This is a genomic window from Nocardioides piscis, from assembly GCF_011300215.1.
GTDB lineage: Bacteria > Actinomycetota > Actinomycetes > Propionibacteriales > Nocardioidaceae > Nocardioides > Nocardioides piscis.
On sequence record NZ_CP049866.1, the window covers coordinates 1635953 to 1662813 of the forward strand.

Genomic DNA, 26861 nt, shown 5'->3' on the forward strand with positions numbered 1-26861 from the left:
GTCCACCGTCCCAGCGGCGGAGGTTCCCGGGCCACCCGGCTCCACAGCGTGGAGCGGTGCCAGAACGGTAGATAAGACCAACGAGAAGATTGCGGAGGACATGCCGAAGAAAGAAGGCGTGATCGAACTGGAGGGCTCCGTCGTGGAGGCCCTTCCCAATGCCATGTTCCGGGTCGAGCTGACCAACGGACACAAGGTTCTCGCCCACATCAGCGGCAAGATGCGTCAGCACTACATCCGGATCCTCCCTGAGGACCGCGTGGTGGTGGAGCTGTCCCCCTACGACCTGACCCGAGGTCGGATCGTCTACCGCTACAAGTAGCCAGCCGAGAGCAAGGATGCGTTGACATGAAGGTCAACCCGAGCGTCAAGCCGATGTGCGACAAGTGCAAGGTCATTCGTCGTCACGGCCGCGTCATGGTCATCTGCGAGAACCCTCGCCACAAGCAGCGGCAAGGGTGAGCTGACGCTCACCAGCAGCTGACCACAACTGAATCAACCACAACGTGATCGCTAGGCGGCCTCCCCAGGGAGGCTGACCGAATCCGCCCCCGGCGCTTTGGCTGGGGCCTGAGCGAGGATGTCTGACCCGGCGGCGCCGGGGCTGACGACCGGAGCGAATCGACGCGAGCTTGCTCGCGACGAGGAGTTCATCGGGACGCGACACGACCAGAAACCAAAGCGATGAACAGACAAGGAAACGCCACATGGCACGCCTCGTTGGTGTGGACCTCCCGCGCGACAAGCGCATCGAGATCGCACTCACCTACATCTACGGCATCGGCCGTACCCGCTCCCAGCAGCTCCTCGCCGAAACCGGGGTCGACCCGAACGCGCGCGTCCACACGTTGGGCGACGAAGAGCTGGTCAAGCTCCGTGACGCGATCGAAGCCAACTTCAAGATCGAGGGTGACCTCCGTCGCGAGGTCCAGGCTGACATCCGTCGCAAGATCGAGATCGGCAGCTACCAGGGCCGCCGCCACCGCATGGGCCTGCCGGTCCGCGGACAGCGGACCAAGACCAATGCGCGCACCCGCAAGGGTCCCAAGCGCACTGTTGCCGGCAAGAAGAAGGCCAAGTGAGCCGACGCCTCGTGCGTTGACCACAGGCCCTTCCACGAAGCTTCCAGACCAGACACCGTAGGAGATATCTATGCCTCCCAAGAGCCGCGCCACCAAGGTGCGTCGCAAGGAGAAGAAGAACATTGCTCAGGGCGAAGCCCACATCAAGAGCACGTTCAACAACACCATCGTCACCATCACCGACCCCACCGGCGCCGTGATCTCGTGGGCCTCTGCCGGCACCGTCGGCTTCAAGGGCTCGCGCAAGTCCACCCCGTTCGCGGCCCAGATGGCTGCCGAGGCCGCTGGTCGTCGTGCCATGGACCACGGCATGAAGAAGATCGACGTCTTCGTCAAGGGTCCGGGCTCGGGTCGTGAGACCGCCATTCGTTCGCTGGGTGCGATCGGCCTCGAGGTCGGCACCATCCAGGACGTCACGCCCACCCCCCACAACGGTTGCCGCCCGCCCAAGCGCCGGCGCGTCTGACCACCCGAGACTGAGAAAGAGAGACTGACATGGCCCGTTACACCGGACCCATGACCCGCAAGTCGCGCCGTCTCGGTGTCGACATCGTCGGCGGCGACTCCGCGTTCGAGAAGCGTCCCTACCCCCCGGCCAGCACGGCCGCGGGCGCATCAAGGAGAGCGAGTACCTCCTCCAGCTCCGTGAGAAGCAGAAGGCCCGTTTCACCTACGGCGTCATGGAGAAGCAGTTCCTGCGCTACTACAAGGAAGCCAACCGTCGCCAGGGCAAGACCGGCGAGAACCTGCTGCAGCTCCTCGAGTGCCGCCTCGACAACGTCGTCTACCGCGCCGGCTTCGCCCGCACCCGTCGGGCTGCGCGTCAGCTCGTCGTCCATGGCCACTTCAAGGTCAACGGGCACAAGGTCGACATCCCCAGCTTCCAGGTCTCGGCCCACGACATCATCGACGTGCGCGAGAAGTCCCTGGAGATGACGCCTTTCATCGTGGCTCGCGAGACCCACGGCGAGCGGCACGTCCCGGCTTGGCTCCAGGCCATCCCCACCCGGATGCGCATCCTCGTGCACCAGGTCCCGGTTCGTGCGCAGATCGACACGCAGGTCACCGAACAGCTGATCGTCGAGTACTACTCGAAGAAGTAATCCCTTGTCGGTGGCCGCTCGGCCCGAGCGGCCACCGACGCCTCCTCCTCACGTGAGTTCGGGTCCATCAAATGGTGGTTGGACCCGGGAAGGAAAGAACTAGTGCTTATCGCTCAGCGCCCGACCCTCTCCGAAGAGTCCGTCGACGAGTTCCGTTCGCGGTTCGTCATCGAGCCGCTGGAGCCCGGCTTCGGCTACACGCTCGGCAACTCCCTGCGCCGTACCCTCCTGTCCTCCATCCCCGGTGCCTCCGTCACGAGCATCAAGGTGGACACCGTCCTCCACGAGTTCTCGACCATCGAGGGCGTCACCGAGGACGTCACCGAGATCATCCTCAACCTGAAGGGCCTGGTCGTCTCCTCCGAGCACGACGAGCCCGTCACGATGTACCTGCGCAAGTCCGGCGCGGGTGCCGTCACCGCCGCTGACATCGCGCCCCCGGCCGGTGTCGAGGTGCACAACCCCGACCTCAAGATCGCGACCCTGTCCGACAAGGGCAAGATCGAGCTCGAGCTGGTCGTCGAGCGTGGCCGCGGCTACGTCTCGGCCGTCCAGAACAAGGGTGCCGACAACGAGATCGGCCGGATCCCGGTCGACTCGATCTACAGCCCCGTGCTGAAGGTGACCTACAAGGTCGAGGCAACCCGTGTCGAGCAGCGCACCGACTTCGACAAGCTCGTCATCGACATCGAGACGAAGGCCTCGATCCGTCCCCGGGACGCGATCGCCTCGGCCGGCAAGACGCTCGTCGAGCTGTTCGGCCTTGCGCGTGAGCTCAACGTCGAGGCCGAGGGCGTCGACATCGGCCCCTCGCCCGTCGACGAGCAGCTCGCCGCCGACCTGGCCCTTCCGGTCGAGGACCTGCAGCTGACGGTCCGGTCCTACAACTGCCTCAAGCGCGAGGGCATCCACACCGTGGGTGAGCTCATCAGCCGCTCGGAGCAGGACCTGCTCGACATCCGCAACTTCGGTGCCAAGTCGATCGACGAGGTCAAGGCCAAGCTGGTCGAGATGGGCCTGTCCCTCAAGGACAGCGCGCCCGGCTTCGACCCGCACGCCGCGCTCGCGGCATACGGCGACGACGACGACGACGCCTTCGTCGAGGACGAGCAGTACTAACCCAAACCGCCGCTCACGCCGAGCGGCGTCTACCCCGGTACCTGACACGGCCGGAGAGAATCGAGAACTCACATGCCTAAGCCCACCAAGGGAAAGCGCCTCGGCGGCAGTGCTGCCCACCAGCGCCTCATCCTGGCCAACCTGGCCACCTCGCTGTTCGAGCACGGCCGGATCACCACGACCGAGACCAAGGCACGGATGCTGCGTCCGCACGCCGAGAAGCTGATCACCAAGGCCAAGCGCGGTGACCTGCACAACCGTCGCGAGGTCCTCAAGACCATCCGCGACAAGGGCGTCGTCCACGTTCTCTTCACCGAGATCGCGCCGACCTTCGCCGACCGTCCGGGTGGCTACACCCGGATCACCAAGATCGGGCCCCGCAAGGGCGACAACGCCCCGATGGCAGTCATCGAGCTGGTGACCGAGGCCTACAGCCCCAAGGCTGCCTCCTCGAAGAAGACGGCTGCTGCGACCGCTCCCTCCACGGCGGCTCCGGCCGAGGTCGAGGCCGAGGGCGACGTCGTCGAGACCCAGCCCGCTGACGTCGAGACCGCCGAGGCCCAGGCGACCGGGGAAGCTGCCGACGTCGTCGACGTCGACCCGGTCGAGGCGAAGGCCGAGGAGGCCGGCGTGGCGCCGTTCGCCGAGGTCGAGAACGTCGACCCCGAGGTCTTCGAGGAGACCACCGGCGGCTTCGCAGGCAAGTACGACGGCTCCCACGTGCCGATGGAGAACGTCGACGAGGCCCCCGAGGGCTTCCCGATCAAGGGCAACGAGGACTCGATGAAGTTCCACGAGCCCGACGGCCAGTGGTTCGCACAGACGACCGCCGAGGTGTGGTTCGACTCCGTCGAGTCCGCCGAGGCGGCAGGCTTCACCCGCGCAGGCGAGTGAGCTAGCACCTGTCGTACGCCAGGCCCGTCGTCCCCCTCGGGGATGGCGGGCCTGACGCATTTGCCGGAGCGTGGTAGACCACACAGTCATGGAAGAGGTGGCCCTGGTGGCCGGCGAGACCGTGGCCGACGTGGTGCGTGGGCCCGAGGGCGACCGCACCGTGCCGGGCGGGAGTGCGGCCAACGCTGCCGTCGCCCTGGCGCGGCTGGGACGCGAGGCGTGGCTGCTCACCGGGTGGGGCGATGACGACCACGGGGCGCTGCTCGAGTCCCACCTGGCCGCCAACGGCGTCCGTCTGGCTGCGCAGCCGTGCGTGTTCGAGGAGACGTCCCGGGCCGTGGCGACGATCGGCCCCGACGGGGCAGCCGACTACGACCTGACGATCGGCACGCGGCTGCCGGAGCCGATGCTGCCTGCAGACGTGCGCCCGGTGGTCCTGGCGTTCGGCTCCTTCGCGGCGCTGGTCGAACCCGGTGCTGCCGTGGTGCGCTCGTTGGTCGAGCGATGGCGTGATCGCGCACTGGTCTACTACGACGTCAACGTGCGGGAGAAGGTCACCGGGACGGGTGCCGGTGTGGTTGCGCAGGTCGAGGCCCTCGTCGCCGGGAGCCACCTGGTCAAGGCCAGCGACGAGGATCTGGCCGCCCTGTGGCCGGGAGTCGATGATGCGACGGCAGCGGTTCGACTGCTCGACCTGGGCGCCTGTGCTGTGCTGGTGACACGCGGTCCGCGCGGCGCCGCCTGGTTCGCCCGCGACGTCCGCGTCGAGGTGCCACCCGTGGCCGTCGAGGTCGTGGACACCATCGGGGCGGGCGACACCCTGGGGGCCGCAGCCGTCGACGCGCTCTGGCGCCTCGGGGTGGTCGGTCCCGGTGCGGCCGAGCGGCTGATCGGGCTCACGCCCGGGGTGGTGGAGGACGTCCTCGGCTTCGCGACGCGGGCTGCCGGTGTCACCGTCTCGCGGCCCGGCGCCGACCCGCCCTTCTCTAGCGAGCTGGGCTGAACTCCGGGTCACGACCGACGAAGCCCATCAGCTGGTCGACCACGGGCGCGTCGTCGGGCACGGGTACGGCGGCGCCGTACTGCCCTGAGGACCGCAGCATCTCCTCGATCGGACGCATGCCCTCGAGCAGCTGCCTGGCGTAGTCCTCGTCCAGCTCCACGTGGACACCGCCCGCCCGCGCGAGGTCCCAGGTGTGCATGAAGACGTCAGCGGAGTAGAAGCGATCGACCGCGTCGGCCAACCGGTGGGTGCCGGCGTGCGGGTGGGTGAACTCTTCCTCACCCCGTGTCTCGAGCAGCTGCTGGACGGCGGCGGCGTGGTGGAGCCACGTCGCGACCGGATCGTGGGAGTCCGCCGGGGCTGGTGCCAGGTCGACTCCGCCCGAGGCCAGGAAGTGAAGGAACCAGCCGGTGAGGTGGTCGACGACGTCGCGAGCCGTCCAGCCCGCCACCGGCGCGGGTGCCGCCCAGTCCTCGACATTCCTCGCGACGGTGGCGAAGCAGTCGGCGAACCGCCGGTGTCGTTCGGCCACTTCCAGCGACGAGTCGCTCACAGGTCTCCCTCGGCCAGCATCCGGTCGATGGCGGCGTAGCCGTCGTCGATGCCGACCTCCATGCCACTCGAGAGCCAGGCGTCTCGTCCCTCGAACGAGTCGCACAGCGACAGGGCGTGGAGGCGGGTGCGTCCGTCGCCGAGGTCCTCGAACGTGAGCGTCTCCAGCGCGACGTCGTCGGGCATCCCCTCCCAGGTGAAGGTCTGGACGATCCGGTCCTCGCGCACGGTGTGGAAGCAGCCGCGGAACCTCGTCTCGAAGCCCTCTCGACCGGTCGCGGTGTAGCGCCAGCTCCCGCCGTCGCGGGCGTCCCACTCCTCGATCCGTGCGCCGAGGTCGGTGGGCCCGATCCAGCGGGCGAACACCTCGGGGTCGATGTGGGCCCGCAACAGCTGCGCGGGCGTGGCGGCGAAGTCGCGCCAGATGTGGATGGCGGGGATCGTCTTGTCGGCCTCGATCGCTGCGTGCTCGAAGCGGGTGGCGGGGTCGTGGGTCGTGGTCATGATGCGGTCCCTTCGTGAACGGTGTCGGTGTCGATGTCGATGTCGGTGCGAGTGTCGGTATCGGCCAGCTCCGCGAGCACGGCGTCGAGGCGGGCGAACCGCCCCTCGGCCTGCTGGCGGTAGCGCTCGATCCACGTGGTCATCAGGTCGAACACCTCGGCTTCCAGGTGCACCGGTCGGCGCTGGGCTTCCCGGCTGCGACTGACCAGGCCCGCCTCCTCGAGCACCTTGAGGTGCTTGGAGACGGCCTGCAGGCTCACGGCGTATGGCGCTGCCAGCTCGTTGACGGTCGCGTCGCCGTCGGTCAGGCGCGCCACCATGTCCCGTCTCGTGGGGTCGGCAAGGGCAGCGAACACCCTGGAGAGCTGGTCGGTCACGCGGCACCTTCTTCAACTGGTTGGTTGATCAAAGGTAGGGAGGCGTGGTCCTTCTTGTCAACCGTTGGGTTGACAAGTGTGGCAGCCGGTCCGCCTGCCGGGGGTCAGCGACGGTGCCTGATCCTGATCGTCTTCGAGCGGGCGCTGCCGCACTCAGCAGCCCCGGGGACGTAGGAGGCCGCAACGGTGGCGTAGTAGCGCCCTGCCTTCTTGGGCGACCTCAGACGGATCTTCCCGGAGCTGTTGGTCGACGCGACCACGACCCGAAGGTCTTTGCCCCTCCTCTTGCGCCAGAAGGTCATCTCGGCGCCGGGGCGGCAGGCCGCGACCAAGGAGCGGGTCGCGAGCACGACCCTCTTCTTCTTCGCGAGGTGGGTGACGGCGGCCGAACGCGTGGCGGCCGGGCATCCGCTGCCGGTGCCGCTGGCCGTGGCGGGGCAGCCGTCGGTCGCGTCGGGCAGCGCGTCGCCGTCGTCGTTGACGTCGCACGCATCCCCCACGGAGTCGCCGTCGATGTCGGCCTGGTCGTTGGCCAGGGTCGGGCAGTTGTCAGCCGACTCCTCGACCCCGTCACCGTCGGAGTCGCAGGTGGCATAGGTCAAGGTGACGGTGAAGCTGCGCAGGATGCCGCCACTGGTGCTGTCGTTGAGCAGCCACAGGCTCCACTTGCCCGTGCCCGTGCTGCCCTCCAGGCCGGCGGCGGGGGTCGCTGGCCTGAAACGTCCGGGGACAGGGTTGGCTCCCGAGATCTTCGCGCCGGCCTCGTCGTCGAAGGTGTATGCGCCGTCGAGGGTGCCGCTCGCCATACCGGCGTTGATGGTCTGGATGCTCGGCCACAGCTTGGCCGGGTCGGTCTTGGGCCCGAGCACGTGGGCACTCAGGTTGGTGGCGTCGGGGTGGGTGAGGTCGAAGCTCACGTCGATGTCGGTCACCAGGCGCGGGTCGACCACGTTGAGGTCCACCGGGTTCCACGTGTGGTTGGGCTGGTCGGCCGGCCTGGCGGCGATGGTGCGTCCCGTCGCCGAGACGTAGGAGACAGTGCAGGGCTGGACCGCGGCACCTGCGGGCGCGGCGAGGACCATGAGCGGCGCGGGCGCCGCCACCAGGGCCAGGGTCGTCGTCCAGGACAGAATGCGGGGAGCCTCCATGGCAGGGCAGGCTATCTCGCCGCCTAGGATCGCATCGTGCGCATCCGGCTCGACCTGGCCTACGACGGGACCGACTTCCGGGGCTGGGCGACCCAACCGGGGCTGCGGACGGTCCAGGGGACGTTGGAGGACGCGCTCGCCACCGCGCTACGAGTCCCGAGCGTCCGTGTGGTCTGCGCCGGCCGCACCGACGCCGGTGTGCATGCGCGAGGTCAGGTCGTGCATGCGGACGTCTCGCCCGAGCGGATCGAAGCCTTCGCCGGTCGTCGCAGGGAGGGCCCGCTCCAGGCGCTGATGCGTCGGCTCAACGGGCTGCTGCCGGCCGACCTGCGTGTCCGAGCACTGACCGAGGCCGAGCCGGGCTTCGACGCGCGTTTCTCAGCATCCTGGCGTCGCTACGCCTACCGGGTCGCGGACAGTGCCGAGCTGGTCGACCCGCTCGTCCGCCACCATGTCCTGGTGTGGCCCAGGTCGCTGGACGTCGAGGCCATGAACCAGGCGTCGCTGCCGCTGGTCGGGCTCCAGGACTTCGCCTCGTTCTGCCGGCGGCGGGAGGGAGCGACCACGATCCGTAGCCTCGGGGAGTTCTCCTGGTCGCGCAACCGCGAGGGCATCGTCGAGGCCCGCGTGGTCGCCGATGCCTTCTGCCACACGATGGTGCGCTCGCTGGTCGGCTGCGTCCTGGCCGTCGGGGACGGCACCCGTCCCGTCGGTTGGCCGGCGGAGGTGATGGCGGGGCGGTCGCGCGCGCAGGCCGTCAAGGTCGTGGAGCCGCGTGGCCTCACTCTCGAGCAGGTCGGCTATCCGCTCGGGGAGGAGCTCCTCGTCCAGGCGACGAGAGCTCGGAACCTGAGGACGCTGCCCGATGACTGACGACCACTACTTCACCGCTGATCCGACCGTCCCCTTCGCTCGCGAGACCTTCACGGTCGACGCGTGGGGACACTCGTTCGAGCTCGCCAGCGGCTCGGGCGTCTTCAGTCGCGGCCACCTCGACCACGCGACGTCGGTGTTGTTCCGTGAGCTGGACCCGCCTGCCCAGGGACAGTTCCTCGACCTCGGGTGCGGGTACGGCGCCATCGGGCTCGCGATCGCCCGCGCTGTCCCCCTCGCGACCGTGACCGGCGTCGACGTCAACGAACGGGCGCTGCTGCTGGCCAACGAGAACGCGCAGTCACTGGGCCTGGCGTCCCGGTTCGTGGCCGCCCTTCCCGAGCAGGTCCCGACCGACCTCACCTTCGACGAGATCTGGTCCAACCCACCGATCCGGATCGGCAAGCCGGCTCTCCACGACCTGCTGCTGACCTGGCTGCCGAGGCTCCGACCCGACGGTCGGGCGATCATGGTGGTGGGCAAGAACCTCGGCGCCGACTCACTCCAGCGGTGGCTCACCGAGCAGGGCTGGCCGACCTTGCGACTCGCAAGCGTGAAGGGGTTTCGCGTGCTCGAGACCCGGCGCGGCTGACCCAGGTCAGTCCTCGTCGCTCTCGATCTGCTCGATCACGTCGTCGGCGCTCATGTCGACCGGGAAGATCGGTAGGATGCTGACCAGCCAGGTCTGGCGCTTCTCCTCGATCTCGTGCGCCAGGTCCCAGGCTTCTCGAGCGGCCAGGGGGCCCAGACGGACGTAGTCACCCTCCTCCTCGCTCTCGTGGTCGGTGTCGATCTCGACGACCCACGTCTGCGACCAGTCGTCGGCGAAGTCGTCGAACGTGGTGTCTGCATCGTCGGGCGTCTCCTCGGAGACGGGATAGATCAAGGGCATGGGGGCTCCGTTCGAAGAGGGCGGAAGTGCGCGAGCGTTGCCGTCATCGTCGCAGGCGGGTCAATCTCCCACCACGGCCGCCACGGTGCCGAGGTCTATGCGCGACGCGTCGCGACCAGCACCCCGATCTTGTCGATGCGGTGCTCCGGGTTGTCGAACTCGTCGGCCCAGTAGTTGCCCGCGGCGTGGTCCTCGATCGTGGCGCAGGTGGAGAGCGTGATCATCGCTCGGGTGGCCTTGACGCCGGGTCGTCCCGGGACGGGAGCTCGCTGCGCGGCCAGGGACGAGGTCGATCGGAAGGACGTCCACCTCGTCCGACGCACCTCATAGACGTGCACGACGTCCCTGACCCGGACCAGCACCCTGCTGCCGGCCGCGAGCGAGGGCAGATGGCGGAACGGCTGCGTCGAGGTCAGGCGGTGACCGGTGACGATGTGGTTGCCGACCTCTCCCGGCCCGACCCCGCCTCGGGCGCCGCGAGGCGACGCCATGTCACCGCGGTTCTGGATGGCCGTCCCGGGTGCGTCGTCGGGGGAGCCGGGATAGCGCCGTACGGGGAAATCCTCGAGACCCAGGGCCGGGACGGACAGGTAGGAGGTGCGCGGCTCGGGAGCCGGTGGTGGCTCGGCGGTCGCCGACACGGTCGGTGTGGGCTGCGCCGGAGTGGACGCCGGGGTGGACGTCGGGGTCGACGACTCCACGGGCTTCGGCGCACCAGCAGGCGCAGGATCGGAGGAGCAGCCCGCCACGGTGACGACGGTGAGCAGCATCCCGAGGAGGGATGCAGTGCGGCGGGCTGGTGCCATCTCCCCACGCTAGCCCGCCGTTCAACCGCAGCCGCCCACCGCAAAGCATTCGCCGGAAGGCGCCGCGGTGGGGACAATGACCTGCTGTGGGACATGTCGACGTTGCCGGAGTGCGCTACGAGCTGCCTGACGGGCGGGTCCTCCTGGACGACGTGTCGTTCCGGGTCGGTGACGGAGCCAAGGTCGCGCTGGTGGGTGCCAACGGCGCCGGCAAGACGACCCTGCTCCGGATCGTCAGCGGTGACCTCGACCCCCACGCCGGTGCCGTCACCCGCAGCGGCGGCCTGGGTGTGATGCGGCAGTTCGTCGGACACGGGGGTGGCGACGAGACGGTCGCCGACCTGCTCATGAGCGTGGCGCCCGCCGCGGTGCGGGCGGCGGACGCCGCCGTACAAGCGTGCGAGCTGTCCCTCATGGACGTCGACGACGAGCCCACCCAGATGGCCTACGCGACAGCGCTCTCCGACTATGCCGATGCCGGCGGCTACGACATCGAGGTCACGTGGGACGTCTGCACCACCACCGCGATGGGGCTGCCCTTCGATCGCGCCCGGCACAGGTTGTTGAGCACCCTCTCGGGGGCGAGCAGAAGCGGCTGGTCCTGGAATACCTTCTCCGCGGTCCCGACGAGGTGCTGCTGCTCGACGAGCCCGACAACTACCTCGACGTGCCCGGCAAGATCTGGCTCGAGCAGCGCATCCGCGAGTCGACCAAGACCATCTTGTTCATCAGTCACGACCGCGAGCTGCTCGACAACACCGCGACCCGCATCGTCACGGTGGAGCTGGGACATGCGGGCAACCTCGTGTGGACGCACCCCGGCGGCTTCGCGAGCTATCACCAGGCGCGGGAGGACCGTTTCCTGCGGTTCGAGGAGCAGCGGCGGCGTTGGGACGAGGAGCACGCCAAGCTCAAGGCCCTCGTGCTGCGGCTCAAGATCAAGGCGGAGTACAACGACGGCATGTCGTCTCAGTACCGCGCCGCCCAGACGCGCCTGCGCAAGTTCGAGGAGGTCGGTCCGCCGACCGAGCAGCCGCGCGAGCAGCAGGTGACGATGCGACTCAAGGGCGGCCGGACCGGAAAGCGCGCCGTCGTCTGCACCGACCTCGAGCTGACCGGGTTGATGCGTCCCTTCGACCTCGAGGTCTGGTACGGCGAGCGCGTCGCCGTCCTCGGCAGCAACGGCTCGGGCAAGTCGCACTTCCTCCGGCTGCTGGCCGCCGGCGGGAGCGACCCCGACGTGGAGCACCGGCCGGTCGGGGAGCCGCCACGGCCGGTGCCGCACACCGGCAGCGCCAAGCTCGGCGCGCGGGTGCGCCCGGGGTGGTTCGTGCAGACCCATGAGCACCCCGAGCTGGTCGGCCGCACCCTCCTGGAGATCCTGCACCGCGGGGACGAGCACCGGCAGGGGATGGGACGCGAACAGGCCAGCCGGGTGCTGGACCGCTATGAGCTCAGCGCCTCCGGCGAGCAGAAGTTCGAGTCCCTCAGTGGCGGGCAGCAGGCGCGCCTGCAGATCCTGCTGCTCGAGCTGTCGGGAGCCACCCTGCTGCTGCTCGACGAGCCGACCGACAACCTCGACGTGCAGAGCGCCGAGGCGCTGGAGGCCGGTCTTGCGGCCTTCGAGGGCACCGTCCTTGCCGTGACCCACGACCGCTGGTTCGCCCGCAGCTTCGACCGCTTCCTGGTCTACGGCCAGGACGGGGCCGTCTATGAATCAGACGGCCCCGTCTGGGACGAGGGGCGCGTGAGTCGCGCCCGGTGAGGTTCAGCTGGTCGGGACGCCGTTCTCCGGGGGAGCGTCGTCGGCCTGGCCGGAGTCGTCCGGGGTGATCTCGGCGTCGCCGATGTCGGTCACCAGCACGTCGGTCAGCGGTTCACCCTGGCCGGCCTGGAGCTCGACGATCCGCATGCCCGCGATGCCCATGTGGCTCTCGGCGCTGTAGCGGAGCGGAGCGAGCTGGGGGCCCTCCCAATCGGCGCCATTCTCCTCGATCGCCTCGACGATGCCCTCGCGGGTGAGCTCCTCACCGGCCGCGTCGAGCGCCTGCGCGAACGCGTAGGCCAACGACATGCCATAGATGCGGTAGTTGGTGAGCTCGCCGCCGCCCACGCCTTGGCCGTGCTTGTCCCACACCTTCTGCCACAGCTGGACCCACGGGTCGTCGGCGCTGTCGATGCCCGGGATGTATTCAGTCGTCATCACGCCGTCCAGGGCGGCGCTGCCCTCCACCGCGCCCTCGGAGAACCGACCCAGCAGCGTCCCCACGAGCTCCGGGTCCGAACCGATGCTGGCGTAGAACCACTTGGGCTTGTAGCCGGTCTTGAGCGCTGCGAGCTGGGTGAGCGCGGTGTAGGACGGCGTGTTGAACGAGAGCACCAGGTCGGCCTTCTTGGCCTGCAGCCCGTTGACCTGGGGCGCGACCTCGGTGTTGCCCGACGTGTAGCGCTCGACGGCCACGATCTGCTCGTCCAGGAACTGGCGGACACCCTTCTCGGCGTCCTCGCCGAGGTCGTCGTCCTGGAGGAAGAGGCCCACCTTGGCGTCGGGCATGTTCTCCGCCACCCACTGACCGATGATCTTGCCCTCGGACTCATAGTCGGGCTGCCAGCCGAAGGTCCTCGGCAGTTCCTCGACGTTGTCGCCCCACTGGAGCGAGCCGGTGGACACCATCAGCTGCGGCACTCCCTCGTCCTTGAGGAAGTCGGTCACCGCCGCCTGGGTCGGGGTGCCGAGCGACCCAACCGTCGCGAAGACCTCGTCCTGGAGCACGAGCTCGTTGGTCACGGTGCTGGTGTTGCTCGGGTTGTAGCCGTCGTCCTTGACCAGGAAGTCGATCTTGCGCCCGTGCACGCCACCCTGCGCGTTGACGTATTGGAAGTACGCCTGCATTCCTGTCGGGATCTCGGAATAGCCGGGCGCGGCCACGCCGGTCAGCGGGAAGGTCCCGCCGATCGTGACTCGCTCCGAGGTGACGCCGGCATCGGTGGCACCGCCGTTGGCCCCCTCTGAGCTGTCTCGTCCGGCACCACAGGCGCCGAGGACGAGGGTGGCCGCGAGTGCGACCGCAAGGGGTCCTACGACCCTGGTGTGTCTTCTCATGCTGCTGTTCCCTTCGCTGAGGTGCTGAGTTTCTTCATACGTCGGCGTGCCCGTGCTTGGCGGAAGGAGCCGACGATGCCCATGGGGGCGAGCAGGATGACCGCCACCATCACCACGCCGTAGACGAGTGGAGCAAGCTCGGCGGCCTGGATGTCGGAGAGGCCGGCGGTGCGTCCCAGGTCGGTGACCACGCTGGGCAGGAAGGTCAGCAGTGTCGCCCCGATCAGTGCACCCGACAAGGTGCCGAGCCCGCCCAGGACGATCGCGGCGAGCAGCGTCAGGCTGAGTGTCAGCGTGAATGCGCTCGGAGCGGCAAGCTTGACCGTGAAGGCCAAGATGGCGCCGGCGGCCCCGGCAGCGGCCGCGCTCACCATGAACGCCGAGACGCGGGCCCTGCCGAGGTTGATGCCGGCCAGCTCGGCGGCGACCTCGTCGTCGCGGACCGCTCGCCACCGGCGGCCGACGCGACCGGCGCTCAGGTTGGCGAGCAGCAGGAACACCACGATCAACGTCAACCAGCCGACGTACGACGTGAAGCGTGAGCGACTGAGGTCCTGGCCGGTGACGAAGAAGGCGAGCTCCAGCACCCAGCCCGGGATCTCGGGCATCACGACCCGGAGTCCCTGCTCGCCGCCCAGGGTCTCCTTGAAGTAGAGAGCGATGCCCGGGACAGCCACGGCCAGGGCCAGCGTGGCACCGGCGAGATAGGGGCCGTGGAGCCTGGCGGCCGCCAACCCCACCGCGGTGCCGACGGCCAAGGTGGCGAGGACGGCGGTCACGATGACCACCGACAGCGGCATCGAGGAGTCGCGATCGGACAGCATCAGGGCCGCGGTGTAGGCACCGATCGCCATCAGCGCCCCATGACCGAGGGAGAGCTGGCCGTTGAGCCCGGTCAGGACCGTCAGTCCACCGGCGGCGATCCCGAGGTAGGCCATCGCGGCCAGCTGGGTGTTGCGATAGTCCGAGACGCTCTCGACCACGACGATCACCACGAGCAGGCCGGCGAGGGCGAGCAGCAGGTGGCGGCCCAGCGTGGAGCCCCAGGCCGCAGCCATCCGCGCCCGCATCAGACCCTCCGCTCCGGGGCCTGGGCGAACAGGCCGCCAGGGCGGAGCGTGAGCACGAGCATCAGGATCACGAGAGCCGCCAGGGGCACGAGCTGCGATCCGACGTATCCGCTGACGAAGCTCAGGGAGACTCCGAGGATCAGCCCGCCCAGTACCGCCCCGAGCGGACTGTCCAGCCCGCCCAGCACGGCGGCGACGAAGCCGAAGACGACGACGGAGTCCATGTAGGACGGGTGGACGAGGCTGCCGCCGGCGATCAGTATCCCGGCGAGCGAGCCGACGAGCGCGGCGAGCGCCCAGCCCAGGGTCAGCATGTGCCCAACCCGGACGCCGAGGAGCCGGGCCACCTCCTGGTTGAAGGCGGCCGCCCGCATCTTGAGCCCGATGTCGGTGAAGCGGAAGAGCGCGACCAGCAGGCCCATCACGACCAGGACGGAGACGATCGTGAAGATGCCGAAGCCGTTGAGGGCGATGGTCGTGCCACCGACCTCGATGCCCTTCAGCCCGAAGGGGGCCGGGAACGAGCGGTAGCGGTTGCCGAAGAACACCGCAGCCAGGGCGTGCAGGACGATGAACAGGCCGAGGGTCAAGATGACCGCGTTGATCTCGGACTTGCCCTCGACGGGACGGATGATCAGTCGCTCCAGCACGGCCCCGAGCGCGAGCCCGGCCAGGAGCGCGGCGACGAACCCGAGCCAATAGCTGTAGCCCGCATCGATGATGACCAGGGCGATGAACGTCGTGACCATCGCCATCGGTGCCTGGGCGAAGTTGACGACCCGCGTCGACCGCCAGATGAGCACCAGCGCGAGCGCGAAGGCGGCATAGACCATCCCGAGCGTGAGGCCGGTGAGGGCGGTGTTGAAGAACTGCTGCACAGGGGCTGCCTTTCCTAGAATCCGAGGTAGGCGTGCCGGAGCTTGTCGTCACCGGCGAGCTCGGCGGCGGGGGCGTCGGCGACGACCCGGCCGAGGTTGAGGACGACCCCGTGATCGGCGACGGAGAGCGCGCTTCGCGCGTTCTGCTCGACCAGCAGCACGCTGAGTCCCTCGTCGCGCACGAGGTCGCGGATCAGGCCGAAGATCTGCGCCACGATCCGGGGGGCCAGCCCGAGGGAGGGCTCGTCGAGCAGCAGCATCGTCGGCCGCGCCATCAGCGCACGACCGATGACCAGCATCTGCCGCTCGCCGCCGGAGAGGGTGGTGGCGAGCGCTGCCTGGCGATCACCCAGGACCGGGAACAGGTCGTAGACCCGCTGGAGGTCACCGTCCTTGACCCTGCCGCCACGACCGAGGCCCCCGAGGCGGAGGTTCTCGTCGACCGTGAGCTCGGTGATCACGCCCCGGCCCTCGGGCACGTGGGCCATCCCCAGCTTCGGCATCCGCTCGGCCGGCACCTTGTCGAGCGGTGTGCCGTCGAGGTGCACGGAGCCGGAGTCGGCTCGGTGGAGTCCGGAAACGGTGCGCAGCAGCGTCGTCTTGCCGGCTCCGTTCGCACCCAGCACCGCGGTGATCTCGCCCTTCTCGGCGGTGAAGGTCACATCGTCCAGGGCCCTGATCGGGCCGTAGCCGGCCGAGAGGCTCGTCAGCTTCAGCATCACTGCACCTCCTCTCCGAGGTAGGCCGCCAGCACGGCGGGGTCCTCTCGGACCTCGTCCGGGGTGCCGTGGGCGATGGCGCGACCGAAGTCGAGGACGGTGATCTCGTCGCACACGCGCATCACCAGGTCCATGTGGTGCTCCACCAGGAGCACCGAGGTCGTCTCCGCCAGGGACCGGATGAGATCGCCGAGCTCGTCCATCTCGCCGGCGGACAGACCGCTGGCGGGCTCGTCGAGCAGCAACAGGTCGGGCTCGGCGACGAGGGCCCGGGCGAGTGCGACCCGCTTGCGGATCGGGTAGGGGAGGCTGGGTGGGTAGCGCTCGGCGTATGCCGCGACCCCGAGCTCGTCGAGGACTCGCCGGGCGCGCTCACGCAGCGCGCGCTCGTCCCTGCCGGCGCGGGGGAGCGCGAGCAAGGAGCCGAGGAACCCCGAGCGGGCGTGGTGGTCTGCTCCGACCATGACGTTGTCCAGGACGGACATGCGGTCGAAGAGCCCGAGGCCCTGGAGCGTGCGGGCAATCCCGAGGCCCGGCAGGTCGCGGGGGTGGAGACGCTCGATGCGCTGACCGTTGCGGACCACTTCGCCGCTGTCGGGGTGGATGAAGCCACAAGCCACGTTGAACAGGGTCGTCTTGCCGGCGCCGTTGGGGCCGATGACTCCGTGCACCTGCTGCGGGCCGACGCTGAGACTGACGTCCTGGAGCGCGGTCAGACCGCCGAAGGTGACGGTGATGTTGCTGAGTCGAAGTTCGCTCACGAGGCGGTGGCCTTCCGGTCCCGAAGTGTGATGGCGACCACTGTTGCGATCTTGGTCGCTCAGCACATTGGGCGGGCGGCACAAATCTTGCGCCGAATTCAGTCGCCATGGTGGCGCCGCATGTGCTGGGGTGACACGGTGGGCAGATGACGCAGCTCTCGAGACGGCCGACCGCGAGCGCGCAGGCGCCGGGTCAGGGCTCAGCGCCCGGCACCGCCGTCGACCCGCTCGCCCAGGCGTGGCGACTGGTGCTGCCGAGGGCCGACGAGATCGCGGACGTCATCTCCTCGCGGTTGCTCGCCAAGGACCTCGACGCCTACCGGACGCTCAGCCCGCACCTGCCCGAGGACATCAGGCACAGCTGCCGTGAGCACATCCGCCGTGGCCTGCAGAACCTCTCGGGCGTCGGCGCGGACACCGCGACCGCCGTGGAGCTGTGGCGAGAGACAGGACGACGCCGGGCGCGGCAGGGTATGCCCCTCGAGCTGGTCCTCAACGCCTACATGATGGGCGCGCGGGTGCTGTGGGAGGCGCTGATCGAGACCGCCACGACCCACGGTGACGTGCCCGATGCCGACCTGCTGGGCGCCGCGCGCGGCGTCTGGGCCAACCTCGACGTCCAGAACGCCGTGCTGATCGAGGCCTATCACCGCGAACGGGCGCGGGTGCAGCGCCGCGACCAGCAGCGGCTCCAGACGGTGCTGGACGGGCTGGTCGACGGCCGCGGCGGTGACCCGACCTTTGCCGACCAGGCCAGGACGGAGCTCGGGGTGGGGGTCGGCGACGGCGTGTGCTGCGTCGTGGTGCTCGTGAACGCCGCCGGGTCGGACGTGCTCGGGCCCGTCGAGGACCGACTCGACCGCCAGCACCTGGTCTCCCACTGGCACGTCCGCTCAGGGGTGTCCTACGGCCTGGTGTCCGGCTCCCTGCCGGGTGAGGCGGCGCTGGTCGCGATGCTGGCGCCGGCGGCCGTGGGGCGCGTGGCTGTCGCGGAGAGCCCGAGTGGCATGGCCGGGTTCGGCACGGCGTTCCAGCTCGCGCTCAGGGCCGCCGAGACGCTGCCGTACGGCGACGCCGGAGCCGTCGGGGTGACGGACCGGCTGCCCGAGGTGCTGCTCGCCGGCGACCCGAACGTGACGCCGTTGCTCGTCGCCGAGGCGTTCGGCGAGCTGCTCGACCACCCACAGGCCGAGACGTTGCTCTCGACCCTGCGCGCGCTGCTGGCCCATGACCGTTCACCGACCCACGCCGCCGCCGAGCTCTACTGCCACCGCAACACAGTGATCTATCGGATGAAGCAGATCGAGCGCCTCACCGGCCGTGACCTGGCTGATCCCCGTGACCGCATGCTGTTGTGGCTCGCCCTCACAGCACGCGGCTGAGGGCGTCCGGGGTCGTCAGCCCGCGGCCTGGCCGAAGTAGGCCGCCGCGGCCGCGGGATCGTCACGAACCACGTCGAACGGGCCGTGTGCGACCACTCGACCGTCGTCGAGGACCGTCACCTCGTCGCACACGCGGCTCACCACGTCGAGATGGTGCTCGACCAGCACCACCGACATCCGCCGGGCCAGCGACCGCAGCAGCTTGATGAGCTCGTCGCGTTCAGGGCCGGAGAGGCCGGCGGCCGGTTCGTCGAGGACCAGCAGGCTGGGGTTGGTGACGAGCGCGCGCGCCAGGTCGACCCGCTTGCGGACCGCCAGCGGCAGGCTCGCCGGCAGCTCGCGGGCGTGCATGCCGATCCGGAGCTCGTCGAGCACCACGCGAGCGCGTTCGCGCAACGCCGGGTCCTCGCTGCTGCGCGGACGACCGACCAGGGCTCCGAGCACGCCCGGCCGCGGCTGGTGGTCCGCCCCGAGGACGACGTTGTCGAGCACGGTCCGGCGCTCGTCGAGCTCGAGGGTCTGGAGGGTGCGCGCGATCTCGGCTCGCGGGAGGTCGCGGTGTCGCATCAGGGGCAGGGGTTCACCTCGGCGCACGACGTCGCCGTGGTCGGGACGGACGAGGCCGCACGCGACGTCGAGGAGCGTGGTCTTCCCGGCTCCGTTGGGTCCGACGACCCCGTGGACCTGGCGCTCCCCGACGTCCAGGGTGACACGGTCGAGGACGGCGCGACCGTCGCGGCTGAGGCTGACGTCGCGGAGCTGCAGGACGGGTGGCATCAGGTGAGCGCCTCGACCTCACCGTGGTCGCGGACACGGCCTCCGAGCCTGGTGAGGTGGTGGTGGGTGCCACCGAGCCACTGGCCGAGCGCGGCGAGGTGGGCCGTGCCGACGCCCACCGCGTATTCGGCGGTCATCGCGATGCCACCGTGCAGCTGGATGGCTTCCTGCCCGACGTGCTGGCCGGCGCGACCCACCTGGAGGCCGACGCGATCGGCTGCCTGGGTGGTCGCTGCAGCATCCCCGGCCGCCGCGACCATCGTCGCCCAGTCGACCAGGCTGTGGGTGAGCTCGAGCGAGACATACATGTCGGCGGCGCGGAACGTGAGCGCCTGGAAGGTGTTGAGGGTGACCCCGAACTGCTTGCGGCTCTTCAGATAGCCGGTCGTCGCCGCCACCTGCGACTGCATGACGCCGAGGGCCTGGTTGGCGGCGATGATGCGGGTGAGGTCGCGGACTGCGTCGATGGCGGCCGTCTGGTCGAGACCCGGCTCGCCCAGCGCCACGGCGCTGGTGCAGTCGAGCTCGATGCGGGCGGCCCGGCCGCCGTCGAAGGTCGGGTAGTCGACCCGCGTCGCGGCGTCGCCGGCGACGACGAAGAGCCCGGTGCCGCCCCGGGGCAGTGTCGCTGCCACCACGAGGTGGTCGGCGCGGGCACCGTGGACCACCGGGTCGGCGACCCCGCTCAGCGTCCACGCGTCATCGGCCAGCTCGGCGGTTGCGCCCTGCGCGACGGCCAGCACGATCTCACCGGCAGCGAGCCGACCCAGCAGGTCGCTGCGCTGGTCGGGCGTGCCGACGGCTGCGACCAGCCCGCCGGCGTGGACCACCGAGGCCAGGAACGGCTCGGGCGCGAGCACCCGCCCCAGCTCCTGGGCGACGATGCCCATCTCCACCGGTCCGGCGCCGACACCACCGTCGTCCTCGCTGAACGGCAGTCCCAGGACGCCCATCTCGGCCAGCCTGCCCCAGAGGTCCTCGTCGAACCCGGGTGCCGCAGCCGTCACTCGGCGCCGCTTCTCGAACTCGCCGTAGGCCTTGGTCGTGAGGCCGCGCACGGCATCGCGCAGCGCCTTCTGCTCGTCGTCGTAGCTGAAGTCCATGTCAGAGTCCCAGGATCGTGCGGGCGATGATCTGGCGCTGGATCTCGTTGGATCCGCCATAGATCGACGCCTTGCGGAGGTTGAGGTAGATCGGAGCCGAGCGCCTGGCCCAGCCGGGCAGCGAGGAGTCGTCGGCGGCTCCCGATGCGAGGGCGGCCGGCCCGGCGAGGTCGAGGGCGAGCTCGCTCACCGCCTGCTGGAGCTCCGAGCCCTTGAGCTTGAGCACCGACGAGGCGGGGTGTGGTTCGCCGTTGGAGGAGTGCGCCACCACGCGCAGCGCGGTGAGCTCGAGAGCCAGCAGCTCGTTCTCGATCTCTGCGACGCGAGCCCGGGTGAGGGGGTCGTCGAGGAGGTCGCCGGCGTTGTCCTTGAGCGTGGCGAGCGCGCGCTTGGTGGCTCCGACGGGGGCGACCCCGACCCGCTCGTTGCCGAGCAGGAACTTGGCGATCGTCCAGCCGGCGTTGAGGTCCCCGACCAGCATGTCGCCCGGGACCCGCACGTCGTCGAACCACACCTCGTTGACCTCGTGGGTGCCGTCGATCAGCTCGATCGGGCGCACCTCGACCCCGTCCAGGGTCATGTCGATGAGCAGCATCGAGATGCCGGCCTGCTTCTTCACGTCGGGGTCGGTCCGGACGAGGGTGAAGATCCAGTCGCCGTACTGCCCCAGCGTGGTCCAGGTCTTCTGGCCGTTGACGACCCAGTCGTCACCGTCTCGGACGGCGGTGGTCCGCAGCCCCGCCAGGTCGGAGCCCGCGTCGGGCTCGGAGAAGCCCTGCGCCCACCAGATGTCGAGGTTGGCGGTCGCCGGCAGGAAGCGCTCCTTCTGTTCCTGGCTGCCGAACTGGGCCAGCACCGGCCCGATCATCGAGGCGTTGAACGCCAGAGGCGCCGGCACCCCGGCGCGCTGCATCTCCTCGTGCCACAGGTGTCGCTGGAGGTCGGTCCAGCCCCTGCCTCCCCACTCCTCGGGCCAGTGCGGCACGGCCAGGCCGGCAGCATTGAGCGTCTGCTGGCTGGCGACGATCTGGTCGCGCGTCAGGTGTCGGCCCGCGAGCACGGTCTCGCGGATGTCCTCGGGCACCTGGGTGGTGAAGAACGCACGCATCTCGTCGCGAAAGGCGGCGTCCTCGGCGGACAGCTCCAGCTGCATGGTGCTCCTCGACGTCTGGTCCGGTGGTGGGTGTCCCCATCATGACCGCAGCCTGCAACCGCCGCGATGGGCGCTCCGCCCAGTCGCCGTCCGATTCACTCCGCGTCGGAGTCGAGGACCAGCTCGGCGCTGGTCTCCTCGCCGTCGCGCAGCCAGGTCACGGTGACGCTGTCGGCGGGCCGGTAGGAGCGGATGGTGGCGACCAGCGAGTCGCGGCCGGTGATGCGGACGTCGTCGACCGCCGTGATGACGTCGCCGGGGGCCAGGCCCGCGTCCTGCGCGGTCGAGCCGTCGCTGACCCCGGTGACCAGGGCACCCGGAGCCGAGCCCTCCTCGGGGTTGCCGACCTGGATGCCCAGCTGGGCGTGGGTGGGGGTCTCGCCCGCGCTCATCTGGTCGACGATCGGCATCACCTCGTCGATCGGGATCGCGAAGCCCAGTCCGATCGAGCCACCGGGGCCCTGCTGGCCGAACGGGGAGGACGAGGCGGCTGTGCGGATGGATGAGTTGATCCCGACCACCGCGCCGCTCATGTCGACCAGCGGACCGCCACTGTTGCCGGGGTTGATGGCGGCGTCGGTCTGGATGGCGGGATAGGTCGTGGAGTTGCCCTCGGCGTCCGACCCGACGTTGACGGGTCGGTCGAGGGCGCTGACGATGCCGCTGGTGACGGTGGCATCGAGGCCGAACGGTGAGCCCACTGCGACGACCTCCTGGCCGACGTCGAGGGTGTCCGACCTGCCGATGGTCGCCGCGGTCAGGTCGCTGACGTCCTGGGCCCTGATCACGGCCGTGTCGGTCAACGGGTCGGTGCCGAGGATCTCGGCCTCGGCACTGGAGCCGTCGGCGAGCTCGACGCTGAGCGAACCCGCCTCCCCGGCCCCCTCCACGACGTGGTTGTTGGTCAGGATCGTGCCGTCAGAGGTGAGGATGATGCCCGACCCGGAGCCGGAGCCGGCTGGTCCCAGGACGTTGATCTTGACGACGCTGGGCAGCACCTTCGCGGCAACGTCCTCAGCGGTTCCCGCCGCGGCCGGCGGGTCGCTGGTGTCCGCGACCGAGGAAGCGGTGCTGGACGGCGACGGCGTGCTCGACGGGTCCGGGCGGGTGGCGTCCCACGCGGCGGCTCCGCCGAGGCCCGCCAGCCCGCCGACGACCAGCGAGGTCACGGCGACGGCCGCCAGCCCGGCTCGGCGCTTCGGGGGTGGCGCGGAGAAGGGGGCGGCCTGGTTCGGGTCCACGGTGTCGTACGGCGCTGAGGTGCTCATGCCTCGAGCGTGCCCACCGAGACTGTGGACCGCCTGAGAAGAGCCGAAGCGCCGGAGAAGAATCGCGCCGTACGACGCAGAACGGTCCGCACCCCCCAGGAGTGCGGACCGTTCTGCGTGGCGGTGTGGTCAGGCCCAGCGCTCGGACGCAGGCACGAACGTCAGCTGGCGGTCGCCGGTGTAGATCTGCTTGGGCCGGGCGATCTTCTGCTCCTTGTCCTGGACGAGCTCGAGCCACTGCGCGAGCCAGCCGGGGGTGCGGCCGATGGCGAACAGGACCGTGAACATCTCGGGCGGGAACTGGAAGGCCTCGTAGATGAGCCCGGAGTAGAAGTCGACGTTGGGATAGAGCTTGCGCTGGACGAAGTAGTCGTCCTCGAGGGCGATCTTCTCCAGCTCCTTGGCGATGTCGAGGAGCGGGTTGGTGCCGGTGACCTCGAAGACGTCCTCGGCGGACTTCTTGATGATCTTGGCCCGGGGGTCGTAGTTCTTGTAGACCCGGTGGCCGAAGCCCATCAGCTTCTCGTTGCCGTTCTTGACTCCCTCGATGAACGCCGGGATCTCCGAGGTGCTGCCGATGCGTCGGAGCATCCGCAGGACGGCCTCGTTGGCGCCACCGTGGAGGGGGCCGTAGAGGGCCGCCACTCCGGCCGCGACGGCGGAGTAGGGGTCGACCTCGCTGGAACCGACCGAGCGCACGGCGTTGGTCGAGCAGTTCTGCTCGTGGTCGGCGTGCAGGATGAACAGCACGTCGAGTGCCTTGACCAGGCGCTCGTCGGCGCCGTACTTCTTCTCGCTCATCTTGAAGAGCATCGAGAGGAAGTTGGCGGTGTAGGAGAGGTCGTTGTCGGGATAGATGAACGGCTTGCCCTGCGCGTGCCGGAAGGACCAGGCGCCCAAGGTCGGCATCTTGGCGATCATCCGCACGATCTGCATGTGCCGGTTGTCGGCGTCCTTGATGTTGCGGGCGTCGGGATAGAACGTCGACAGGGCGCCCACGGACGCCATCAGCATGCCCATCGGGTGGGCGTCGTAGCGGAAGCCCTCCATGAACGACTTGACGTTCTCGTGGACGAACGTGTGGTAGGTGATCTCGTGGACCCAGGCGTCCATCTCGTCCTTGGTCGGCAGTGCGCCGTGGATGAGGAGATAGGCCACCTCGAGGAAGCTGGACTTCTCGGCCAGCTGCTCGATCGGGTATCCGCGGTATTCCAAGATGCCCTTGTCGCCGTCGATGTAGGTGACGGCACTGCGACAGGAGGCGGTGTTGACGAAGCCCGGGTCGTAGGTCGCCAGGCCCGGCTGGTCGTCACCGGTCCTGATCTGTCCGAGGTCCTTGGCGTTGATGGTCCCGTCGGTGATCGGGATGTCGTACTCCTGGCCGGTGCGGTTGTCGCGTACGGTCAGGGAGTCCGTGGAGTTGGCCGCTACGTCGGTCACGTCGGCTCCTGTCCTTGAAGGATTCAGATGCGTTGGATGACGTCCAACCTAGCCGCGGTGCCTGACCCCACGCTAACCCGGTGTCCACCTGACGACGCCTCGCCCCGATGGGCCCACGAGCGGCGGATCGGCCCGCAGGTCGACCGGCCTTCCCGCTCAGTCCCGCTGCCTCGACAGCGCCAGGCCGACCACTGCGAGGACCAGGCCGACGACCGGGAAGGGCAGGTCGGCGACCACGTAGTCAGGGGCGACACCCTCGAGCGGGATCGTCGCGATGATGGCCGGCACGAACGACAGGGGGAGCAGCGCCAGGGTGAGACGAACGTTGGGCGAGAGCGCCCGGCCACGGATCGCTGCCACGCCCAGGACGACCGAGCCCCCCAGGACGCCGATCACGCCGAGGAAGCCGAGTCTGTCCGAGGCATCCATCTCACCGACCACCCCCGTCAGCTTGACCAGGTTGACCAGCGAAGCGCCACAGGCGACGAGAGCGAGCAGCCCACCCGACGCGGCCAGCACGCGGGCCCGGCGTCCGACCTGCATGCCAACGCCCAGCAGGCCTGCCCCGAGGAAGAAGATCGCTGCCATGAAGGTGGCGGGCCACAGCCACACCAGGACGGACGAGCTCAGCTCGGGCGAGGCATGGACCTCCTCCCCGAGCGTGACGCCGATGAGCACCTCGACGACATAGGTCGCGACCCACGACAGTCCTCCGGCCACCAGCAAGGGCCCGGAGCTGTGGGCGAGGACCTCCCCCAGGGTGCGCAGTCCCGGCTGCTCGTGGGTCTGGCGGTCGACGGTTCCGTGTGCAGTGGTCATCTCGGTGTTCCCTTCTCCGGTGGCTGTGGACGTGCAGTCACACCGTCGCTCGACACGACCTCATCGCGGATCGGTCGCGGAGCGGAGATCGATCTCCGTCGCAAGACCGATGCCGGGAACGACCGTGAGACCTACTGTGCTTGCATGCGCCCGGCCCGTCCGCCCCTGGTCGACGTGCTGGTCGCGGCCGCCTTCGTGCTGCTGGTCGCGGCCGAGGCGTTGCTGAGCTCGGAGGTCGCGTCCCCGGCCCTGCACCTCACCGTTGCCGGCGGCGCCATGGTGTCGCTGGCCTGGCGACGGTCGTGGCCGGTGCTGGTCGCGGCCGTGGTGATGACGAGCAACCTCACGGTCAACCCCGAGGGACAGTTCTCGACACTGCTGGCGATGGTGCTCGTGTCCTTCACGTGCGGCTCCGAGTGTGACCCTCCGTGGAGCTGGATCGGTCTCGCAGTCGTCGTGACACCCTTCCTGGGCTCGTTGGCGCTGGAGGGGCTCGAACCGAGTGACGTGGCGGCGGCGCTGGTGTTCCTGGTCGGACCCTGGACCGTCGGAGTGGCGATGCGTCGACGGGCCGCACGCGCGACCGAGGCCGAGGAGCGCGCACACCGGCTCGAGCAGGAGCGGGAGGAGCACGCGATGGCGGCGGCCGCCGCCGAGCGCACCCGCATCGCCCGGGAGCTCCACGACATCGTCTCCCACTCGCTCAGCGTCATCACGATCCAGGCCCAGGCCGTTCGCCGTCGGCTGGGGCCCGAGCAGGTGTGCGAGGCCGAGGACCTGGCCGCGGTGGAGTCCACGGCCCGGGACGCGCTGGCCGAGATGCGGCGCCTCTTCGGTGTGCTGCGCAGCGACGGCGAGTCGGCATCGCTCAGCCCTCAACCGGGGCTGGCCGAGCTCGACCGCCTGTGCGACCAGGTGCGTGCCTCGGGGCTCGCGGTCGACGTCCGCACCGACGGCCTTCCCCGCACCCTGCCCCCGGGTCTGGACCTCGCCGCCTACCGGATCGTGCAGGAGGGGCTCACCAACGCCCTGCGCCACTCCGGAGCGCGTCGGGCGAACGTGACCCTGACCTATGACGCGGGCCGTCTCGACATCGCCGTGGAGGACGACGGCCGCGGCTTCGATCCCGCCACCGACACCGCCGAGGGCCACGGTCTCGTCGGCGTGCGCGAGCGCGTCGCGCTCTATGCCGGCACCCTGCGGGTCGTCCCCGGTGAGCAGCGGGGGACGCGCCTGGTGGCGAGCCTGCCGCTGAAGGAGACCCCGTGATCCGGCTGGTGGTGGTGGACGACCAGGGCATGGTGCGCGCGGGCTTCCGGTCGCTGCTCGAGGCCGAGCCCGACCTGGAGGTGGTCGGCGAGGCGGCCGACGGCGAGCAGGCGCTCGAGGTCGTGGCGCGCCTGCGGCCGGACGTGACCTTGATGGACATCCGGATGCCGGTGCTCGACGGGCTCGCTGCCACTCGCGCCCTCGTCGCGGACGAGGTGCCGACCCGGGTGCTGGTCCTGACGACGTTCGACCTCGACGAATACGTCTTCGAGGCGCTGCGGGCCGGAGCATCCGGCTTCATCCTCAAGGACGCGCCCGCCGAGGAGCTGGCTGCTGCGGTGCGCGTCGTCGCGGCGGGGGACTCCCTGCTGGCGCCCGGTGTGACCCGCCGGGTGATCGATGCGTTCGTACGGCGGGCGGCGCCGGCGACCCGTGTCCTGGACCCGGCGATGGCCCGCCTCACTCCGCGTGAGGTGGAGGTGCTGGGGCTGCTGTCGCGGGGCCTGGCCAATGCCGACATCGCGGCGCGGCTCTTCGTCTCGGAGGCGACGATCAAGACCCACGTGAGCAGCGTGCTCGCCAAGCTGGGTCTGCGCGACCGGGTGCAGGCCGTCATCTACGCCTACGAGAACCACGTGGTCGTGCCAGGCGGAGCCGAGCCGTTTTGACGCTGGTGGTGGCCCCGCCCTACTCTTGCTTGTCGCGCCTCCTGCCGCGCCCGTTGCTCGTGGACGGGTGCAGACCTGGGTGAAGAGAAACCAGGCAG

At 69.6% G+C, this 26861-nt stretch carries 29 protein-coding genes and 2 pseudogenes; 14 read left to right on the forward strand and 17 right to left on the reverse strand.

Going from position 1 to position 26861, the window contains the following annotated elements; all coding sequences use genetic code 11:
- Positions 1-100: 100 nt before the first annotated feature.
- From infA to G7071_RS08145, 8 genes and pseudogenes are all read left to right on the forward strand, one after another.
- Positions 101-322: a translation initiation factor IF-1 gene (gene infA, locus G7071_RS08110; RefSeq protein WP_056927040.1), complete on the forward strand. Its 222-nt coding sequence runs from the start codon at positions 101-103 to the stop codon at positions 320-322.
- 26 nt (positions 323-348) lie between these two features.
- Positions 349-462: a 50S ribosomal protein L36 gene (gene rpmJ, locus G7071_RS08115; protein WP_056707964.1), complete on the forward strand. Its 114-nt coding sequence runs from the start codon at positions 349-351 to the stop codon at positions 460-462.
- A gap of 245 nt (positions 463-707) precedes the next feature.
- Positions 708-1082, forward strand: coding sequence for a 30S ribosomal protein S13 (gene rpsM / locus G7071_RS08120; RefSeq protein WP_166317177.1), 375 nt, complete (start codon positions 708-710; stop codon positions 1080-1082).
- 70 nt (positions 1083-1152) lie between these two features.
- Positions 1153-1548 (forward strand): 30S ribosomal protein S11, encoded by a 396-nt coding sequence (rpsK, locus tag G7071_RS08125; RefSeq protein ID WP_010831742.1) that lies wholly within the window; start codon positions 1153-1155, stop codon positions 1546-1548.
- Between the two features lie 29 nt (positions 1549-1577).
- A pseudogene (gene rpsD / locus G7071_RS08130) lies at positions 1578-2185 on the forward strand (30S ribosomal protein S4).
- A gap of 102 nt (positions 2186-2287) precedes the next feature.
- Positions 2288-3304 carry a DNA-directed RNA polymerase subunit alpha gene (locus tag G7071_RS08135; RefSeq protein ID WP_166317180.1) on the forward strand — a complete coding sequence of 339 codons (1017 nt, stop codon included), beginning with the start codon at positions 2288-2290 and terminating at the stop codon, positions 3302-3304.
- 72 nt (positions 3305-3376) lie between these two features.
- Positions 3377-4198: a 50S ribosomal protein L17, sunset domain variant gene (gene rplQ, locus G7071_RS19830; RefSeq protein WP_166317183.1), complete on the forward strand. Its 822-nt coding sequence runs from the start codon at positions 3377-3379 to the stop codon at positions 4196-4198.
- Between the two features lie 88 nt (positions 4199-4286).
- The gene (locus G7071_RS08145) at positions 4287-5201 is read left to right on the forward strand and encodes a PfkB family carbohydrate kinase (RefSeq protein WP_166317186.1); all 915 of its coding nucleotides are present in this window, start codon (positions 4287-4289) and stop codon (positions 5199-5201) included.
- On the opposite strand, the gene G7071_RS08150 is transcribed toward G7071_RS08145, so the two are convergent.
- The 4 genes from G7071_RS08150 to G7071_RS19995 all read right to left on the reverse strand — a co-directional run bounded on the left by G7071_RS08150 (position 5185) and on the right by G7071_RS19995 (position 7782).
- Complete coding sequence (locus G7071_RS08150) at positions 5185-5754, reverse strand: TIGR03086 family metal-binding protein (protein WP_166317189.1); 570 nt, start codon at positions 5752-5754, stop codon at positions 5185-5187. The two genes, G7071_RS08145 and G7071_RS08150, sit on opposite strands and share 17 nt — an antisense overlap.
- On the reverse strand, positions 5751-6257 hold the full coding sequence (locus G7071_RS08155; RefSeq protein WP_166317192.1) for an SRPBCC domain-containing protein: 507 nt from the start codon (positions 6255-6257) through the stop codon (positions 5751-5753). The genes G7071_RS08150 and G7071_RS08155 overlap by 4 nt, the downstream gene beginning before the upstream one ends.
- Positions 6254-6634, reverse strand: coding sequence for an ArsR/SmtB family transcription factor (locus G7071_RS08160; protein WP_166317194.1), 381 nt, complete (start codon positions 6632-6634; stop codon positions 6254-6256). The genes G7071_RS08155 and G7071_RS08160 overlap by 4 nt, the downstream gene beginning before the upstream one ends.
- 104 nt (positions 6635-6738) lie before the next feature.
- Complete coding sequence (locus G7071_RS19995) at positions 6739-7782, reverse strand: thrombospondin type 3 repeat-containing protein (RefSeq protein WP_206062947.1); 1044 nt, start codon at positions 7780-7782, stop codon at positions 6739-6741.
- A 36-nt stretch (positions 7783-7818) separates the two neighbouring features.
- Between G7071_RS19995 and truA the strand changes: the two genes are divergently transcribed.
- Both truA and G7071_RS08175 read left to right on the forward strand, forming a co-directional pair.
- Positions 7819-8655: a tRNA pseudouridine(38-40) synthase TruA gene (gene truA / locus G7071_RS08170; RefSeq protein WP_166317197.1), complete on the forward strand. Its 837-nt coding sequence runs from the start codon at positions 7819-7821 to the stop codon at positions 8653-8655.
- Complete coding sequence (locus G7071_RS08175; protein WP_166317200.1) at positions 8648-9247, forward strand: class I SAM-dependent methyltransferase; 600 nt, start codon at positions 8648-8650, stop codon at positions 9245-9247. The genes truA and G7071_RS08175 overlap by 8 nt, the downstream gene beginning before the upstream one ends.
- Before the next feature lie 6 nt (positions 9248-9253).
- Here G7071_RS08175 and G7071_RS08180 read toward each other — a convergent pair whose 3' ends face one another.
- Complete coding sequence (locus G7071_RS08180; RefSeq protein ID WP_166317203.1) at positions 9254-9547, reverse strand: hypothetical protein; 294 nt, start codon at positions 9545-9547, stop codon at positions 9254-9256.
- 95 nt (positions 9548-9642) lie between these two features.
- A complete protein-coding gene (locus tag G7071_RS08185; protein ID WP_206062948.1) occupies positions 9643-10353 on the reverse strand; it encodes a sortase domain-containing protein in 711 nt (236 codons plus the stop codon).
- Positions 10354-10439: 86 nt separating this feature from the next.
- On the opposite strand from G7071_RS08185, the pseudogene G7071_RS08190 reads away from it, so the two are divergent.
- Positions 10440-12118: pseudogene (locus G7071_RS08190) on the forward strand (ABC-F family ATP-binding cassette domain-containing protein).
- Positions 12119-12121: 3 nt separating this feature from the next.
- Here G7071_RS08190 and G7071_RS08195 read toward each other — a convergent pair.
- Genes G7071_RS08195 through G7071_RS08215 form a run of 5 tightly spaced genes read right to left on the reverse strand, consistent with a single transcriptional unit; the run spans position 12122 to position 16884 of the window.
- A complete protein-coding gene (locus G7071_RS08195; protein ID WP_166317206.1) occupies positions 12122-13456 on the reverse strand; it encodes an ABC transporter substrate-binding protein in 1335 nt (444 codons plus the stop codon).
- A complete protein-coding gene (locus tag G7071_RS08200; protein ID WP_166317209.1) occupies positions 13453-14526 on the reverse strand; it encodes a branched-chain amino acid ABC transporter permease in 1074 nt (357 codons plus the stop codon). The genes G7071_RS08195 and G7071_RS08200 overlap by 4 nt, the downstream gene beginning before the upstream one ends.
- On the reverse strand, positions 14526-15404 hold the full coding sequence (locus G7071_RS08205; protein WP_166317212.1) for a branched-chain amino acid ABC transporter permease: 879 nt from the start codon (positions 15402-15404) through the stop codon (positions 14526-14528). Before G7071_RS08205 ends, G7071_RS08200 begins: the two co-directional genes overlap by 1 nt.
- 14 nt (positions 15405-15418) lie before the next feature.
- Positions 15419-16123, reverse strand: coding sequence for an ABC transporter ATP-binding protein (locus G7071_RS08210; protein WP_166317215.1), 705 nt, complete (start codon positions 16121-16123; stop codon positions 15419-15421).
- Positions 16123-16884 (reverse strand): ABC transporter ATP-binding protein, encoded by a 762-nt coding sequence (locus G7071_RS08215; protein ID WP_166317218.1) that lies wholly within the window; start codon positions 16882-16884, stop codon positions 16123-16125. The genes G7071_RS08210 and G7071_RS08215 overlap by 1 nt, the downstream gene beginning before the upstream one ends.
- 146 nt (positions 16885-17030) lie before the next feature.
- Here G7071_RS08215 and G7071_RS08220 point away from each other — a divergent pair, with 146 nt between their 5' ends.
- Positions 17031-18266, forward strand: a complete 1236-nt coding sequence (locus tag G7071_RS08220; RefSeq protein WP_166317221.1) for a PucR family transcriptional regulator — start codon at positions 17031-17033, stop codon at positions 18264-18266.
- A gap of 15 nt (positions 18267-18281) precedes the next feature.
- Here the strand turns inward: G7071_RS08220 and G7071_RS08225 are convergent, their stop codons facing one another.
- The 6 genes from G7071_RS08225 to G7071_RS08250 all read right to left on the reverse strand — a co-directional run bounded on the left by G7071_RS08225 (position 18282) and on the right by G7071_RS08250 (position 24826).
- Positions 18282-19043, reverse strand: a complete 762-nt coding sequence (locus G7071_RS08225; protein WP_166317224.1) for an ABC transporter ATP-binding protein — start codon at positions 19041-19043, stop codon at positions 18282-18284.
- On the reverse strand, positions 19043-20146 hold the full coding sequence (locus G7071_RS08230) for an acyl-CoA dehydrogenase family protein (RefSeq protein WP_166317227.1): 1104 nt from the start codon (positions 20144-20146) through the stop codon (positions 19043-19045). The genes G7071_RS08225 and G7071_RS08230 overlap by 1 nt, the downstream gene beginning before the upstream one ends.
- Before the next feature lies 1 nt (position 20147).
- Positions 20148-21299, reverse strand: a complete 1152-nt coding sequence (locus tag G7071_RS08235) for an acyl-CoA dehydrogenase family protein (protein WP_166317230.1) — start codon at positions 21297-21299, stop codon at positions 20148-20150.
- Between the two features lie 95 nt (positions 21300-21394).
- Entirely contained in the window at positions 21395-22567 is a 1173-nt protein-coding gene (locus tag G7071_RS08240; RefSeq protein WP_166317233.1) for a S1C family serine protease, read from the reverse strand.
- Positions 22568-22696: 129 nt separating this feature from the next.
- Entirely contained in the window at positions 22697-24007 is a 1311-nt protein-coding gene (locus tag G7071_RS08245; protein WP_166317236.1) for a citrate synthase, read from the reverse strand.
- A 156-nt stretch (positions 24008-24163) separates the two neighbouring features.
- Positions 24164-24826, reverse strand: coding sequence for a hypothetical protein (locus G7071_RS08250; protein WP_166317239.1), 663 nt, complete (start codon positions 24824-24826; stop codon positions 24164-24166).
- Between the two features lie 144 nt (positions 24827-24970).
- Between G7071_RS08250 and G7071_RS08255 the strand changes: the two genes are divergently transcribed.
- Both G7071_RS08255 and G7071_RS08260 read left to right on the forward strand, forming a co-directional pair.
- On the forward strand, positions 24971-26095 hold the full coding sequence (locus tag G7071_RS08255; RefSeq protein WP_166317242.1) for a sensor histidine kinase: 1125 nt from the start codon (positions 24971-24973) through the stop codon (positions 26093-26095).
- Entirely contained in the window at positions 26092-26763 is a 672-nt protein-coding gene (locus tag G7071_RS08260) for a response regulator (protein WP_166317245.1), read from the forward strand. Before G7071_RS08255 ends, G7071_RS08260 begins: the two co-directional genes overlap by 4 nt.
- Positions 26764-26861 lie beyond the last annotated feature (98 nt).

What these genes read in the sequence shown, in the direction of transcription:
- infA (WP_056927040.1), top strand. Translation starts at nt 101, where the DNA reads ATGCCGAAGAAAGAAGGCGTGATCGAACTGGAGGGCTCCGTCGTGGAG.
- rpmJ (WP_056707964.1), top strand. Translation starts at nt 349, where the DNA reads ATGAAGGTCAACCCGAGCGTCAAGCCGATGTGCGACAAGTGCAAGGTC.
- rpsM (WP_166317177.1), top strand. Translation starts at nt 708, where the DNA reads ATGGCACGCCTCGTTGGTGTGGACCTCCCGCGCGACAAGCGCATCGAG.
- rpsK (WP_010831742.1), top strand. Translation starts at nt 1,153, where the DNA reads ATGCCTCCCAAGAGCCGCGCCACCAAGGTGCGTCGCAAGGAGAAGAAG.
- rplQ (WP_166317183.1), top strand. Translation starts at nt 3,377, where the DNA reads ATGCCTAAGCCCACCAAGGGAAAGCGCCTCGGCGGCAGTGCTGCCCAC.
- G7071_RS08145 (WP_166317186.1), top strand. Translation starts at nt 4,287, where the DNA reads ATGGAAGAGGTGGCCCTGGTGGCCGGCGAGACCGTGGCCGACGTGGTG.
- G7071_RS08155 (WP_166317192.1), bottom strand. Translation starts at nt 6,257, where the DNA reads ATGACCACGACCCACGACCCCGCCACCCGCTTCGAGCACGCAGCGATC.
- G7071_RS19995 (WP_206062947.1), bottom strand. Translation starts at nt 7,782, where the DNA reads ATGGAGGCTCCCCGCATTCTGTCCTGGACGACGACCCTGGCCCTGGTG.
- G7071_RS08175 (WP_166317200.1), top strand. Translation starts at nt 8,648, where the DNA reads ATGACTGACGACCACTACTTCACCGCTGATCCGACCGTCCCCTTCGCT.
- G7071_RS08180 (WP_166317203.1), bottom strand. Translation starts at nt 9,547, where the DNA reads ATGCCCTTGATCTATCCCGTCTCCGAGGAGACGCCCGACGATGCAGAC.
- G7071_RS08185 (WP_206062948.1), bottom strand. Translation starts at nt 10,353, where the DNA reads ATGGCACCAGCCCGCCGCACTGCATCCCTCCTCGGGATGCTGCTCACC.
- G7071_RS08195 (WP_166317206.1), bottom strand. Translation starts at nt 13,456, where the DNA reads ATGAGAAGACACACCAGGGTCGTAGGACCCCTTGCGGTCGCACTCGCG.
- G7071_RS08200 (WP_166317209.1), bottom strand. Translation starts at nt 14,526, where the DNA reads ATGCGGGCGCGGATGGCTGCGGCCTGGGGCTCCACGCTGGGCCGCCAC.
- G7071_RS08210 (WP_166317215.1), bottom strand. Translation starts at nt 16,123, where the DNA reads ATGCTGAAGCTGACGAGCCTCTCGGCCGGCTACGGCCCGATCAGGGCC.
- G7071_RS08220 (WP_166317221.1), top strand. Translation starts at nt 17,031, where the DNA reads ATGACGCAGCTCTCGAGACGGCCGACCGCGAGCGCGCAGGCGCCGGGT.
- G7071_RS08225 (WP_166317224.1), bottom strand. Translation starts at nt 19,043, where the DNA reads ATGCCACCCGTCCTGCAGCTCCGCGACGTCAGCCTCAGCCGCGACGGT.
- G7071_RS08230 (WP_166317227.1), bottom strand. Translation starts at nt 20,146, where the DNA reads ATGGACTTCAGCTACGACGACGAGCAGAAGGCGCTGCGCGATGCCGTG.
- G7071_RS08235 (WP_166317230.1), bottom strand. Translation starts at nt 21,299, where the DNA reads ATGCAGCTGGAGCTGTCCGCCGAGGACGCCGCCTTTCGCGACGAGATG.
- G7071_RS08240 (WP_166317233.1), bottom strand. Translation starts at nt 22,567, where the DNA reads ATGAGCACCTCAGCGCCGTACGACACCGTGGACCCGAACCAGGCCGCC.
- G7071_RS08250 (WP_166317239.1), bottom strand. Translation starts at nt 24,826, where the DNA reads ATGACCACTGCACACGGAACCGTCGACCGCCAGACCCACGAGCAGCCG.
- G7071_RS08255 (WP_166317242.1), top strand. Translation starts at nt 24,971, where the DNA reads ATGCGCCCGGCCCGTCCGCCCCTGGTCGACGTGCTGGTCGCGGCCGCC.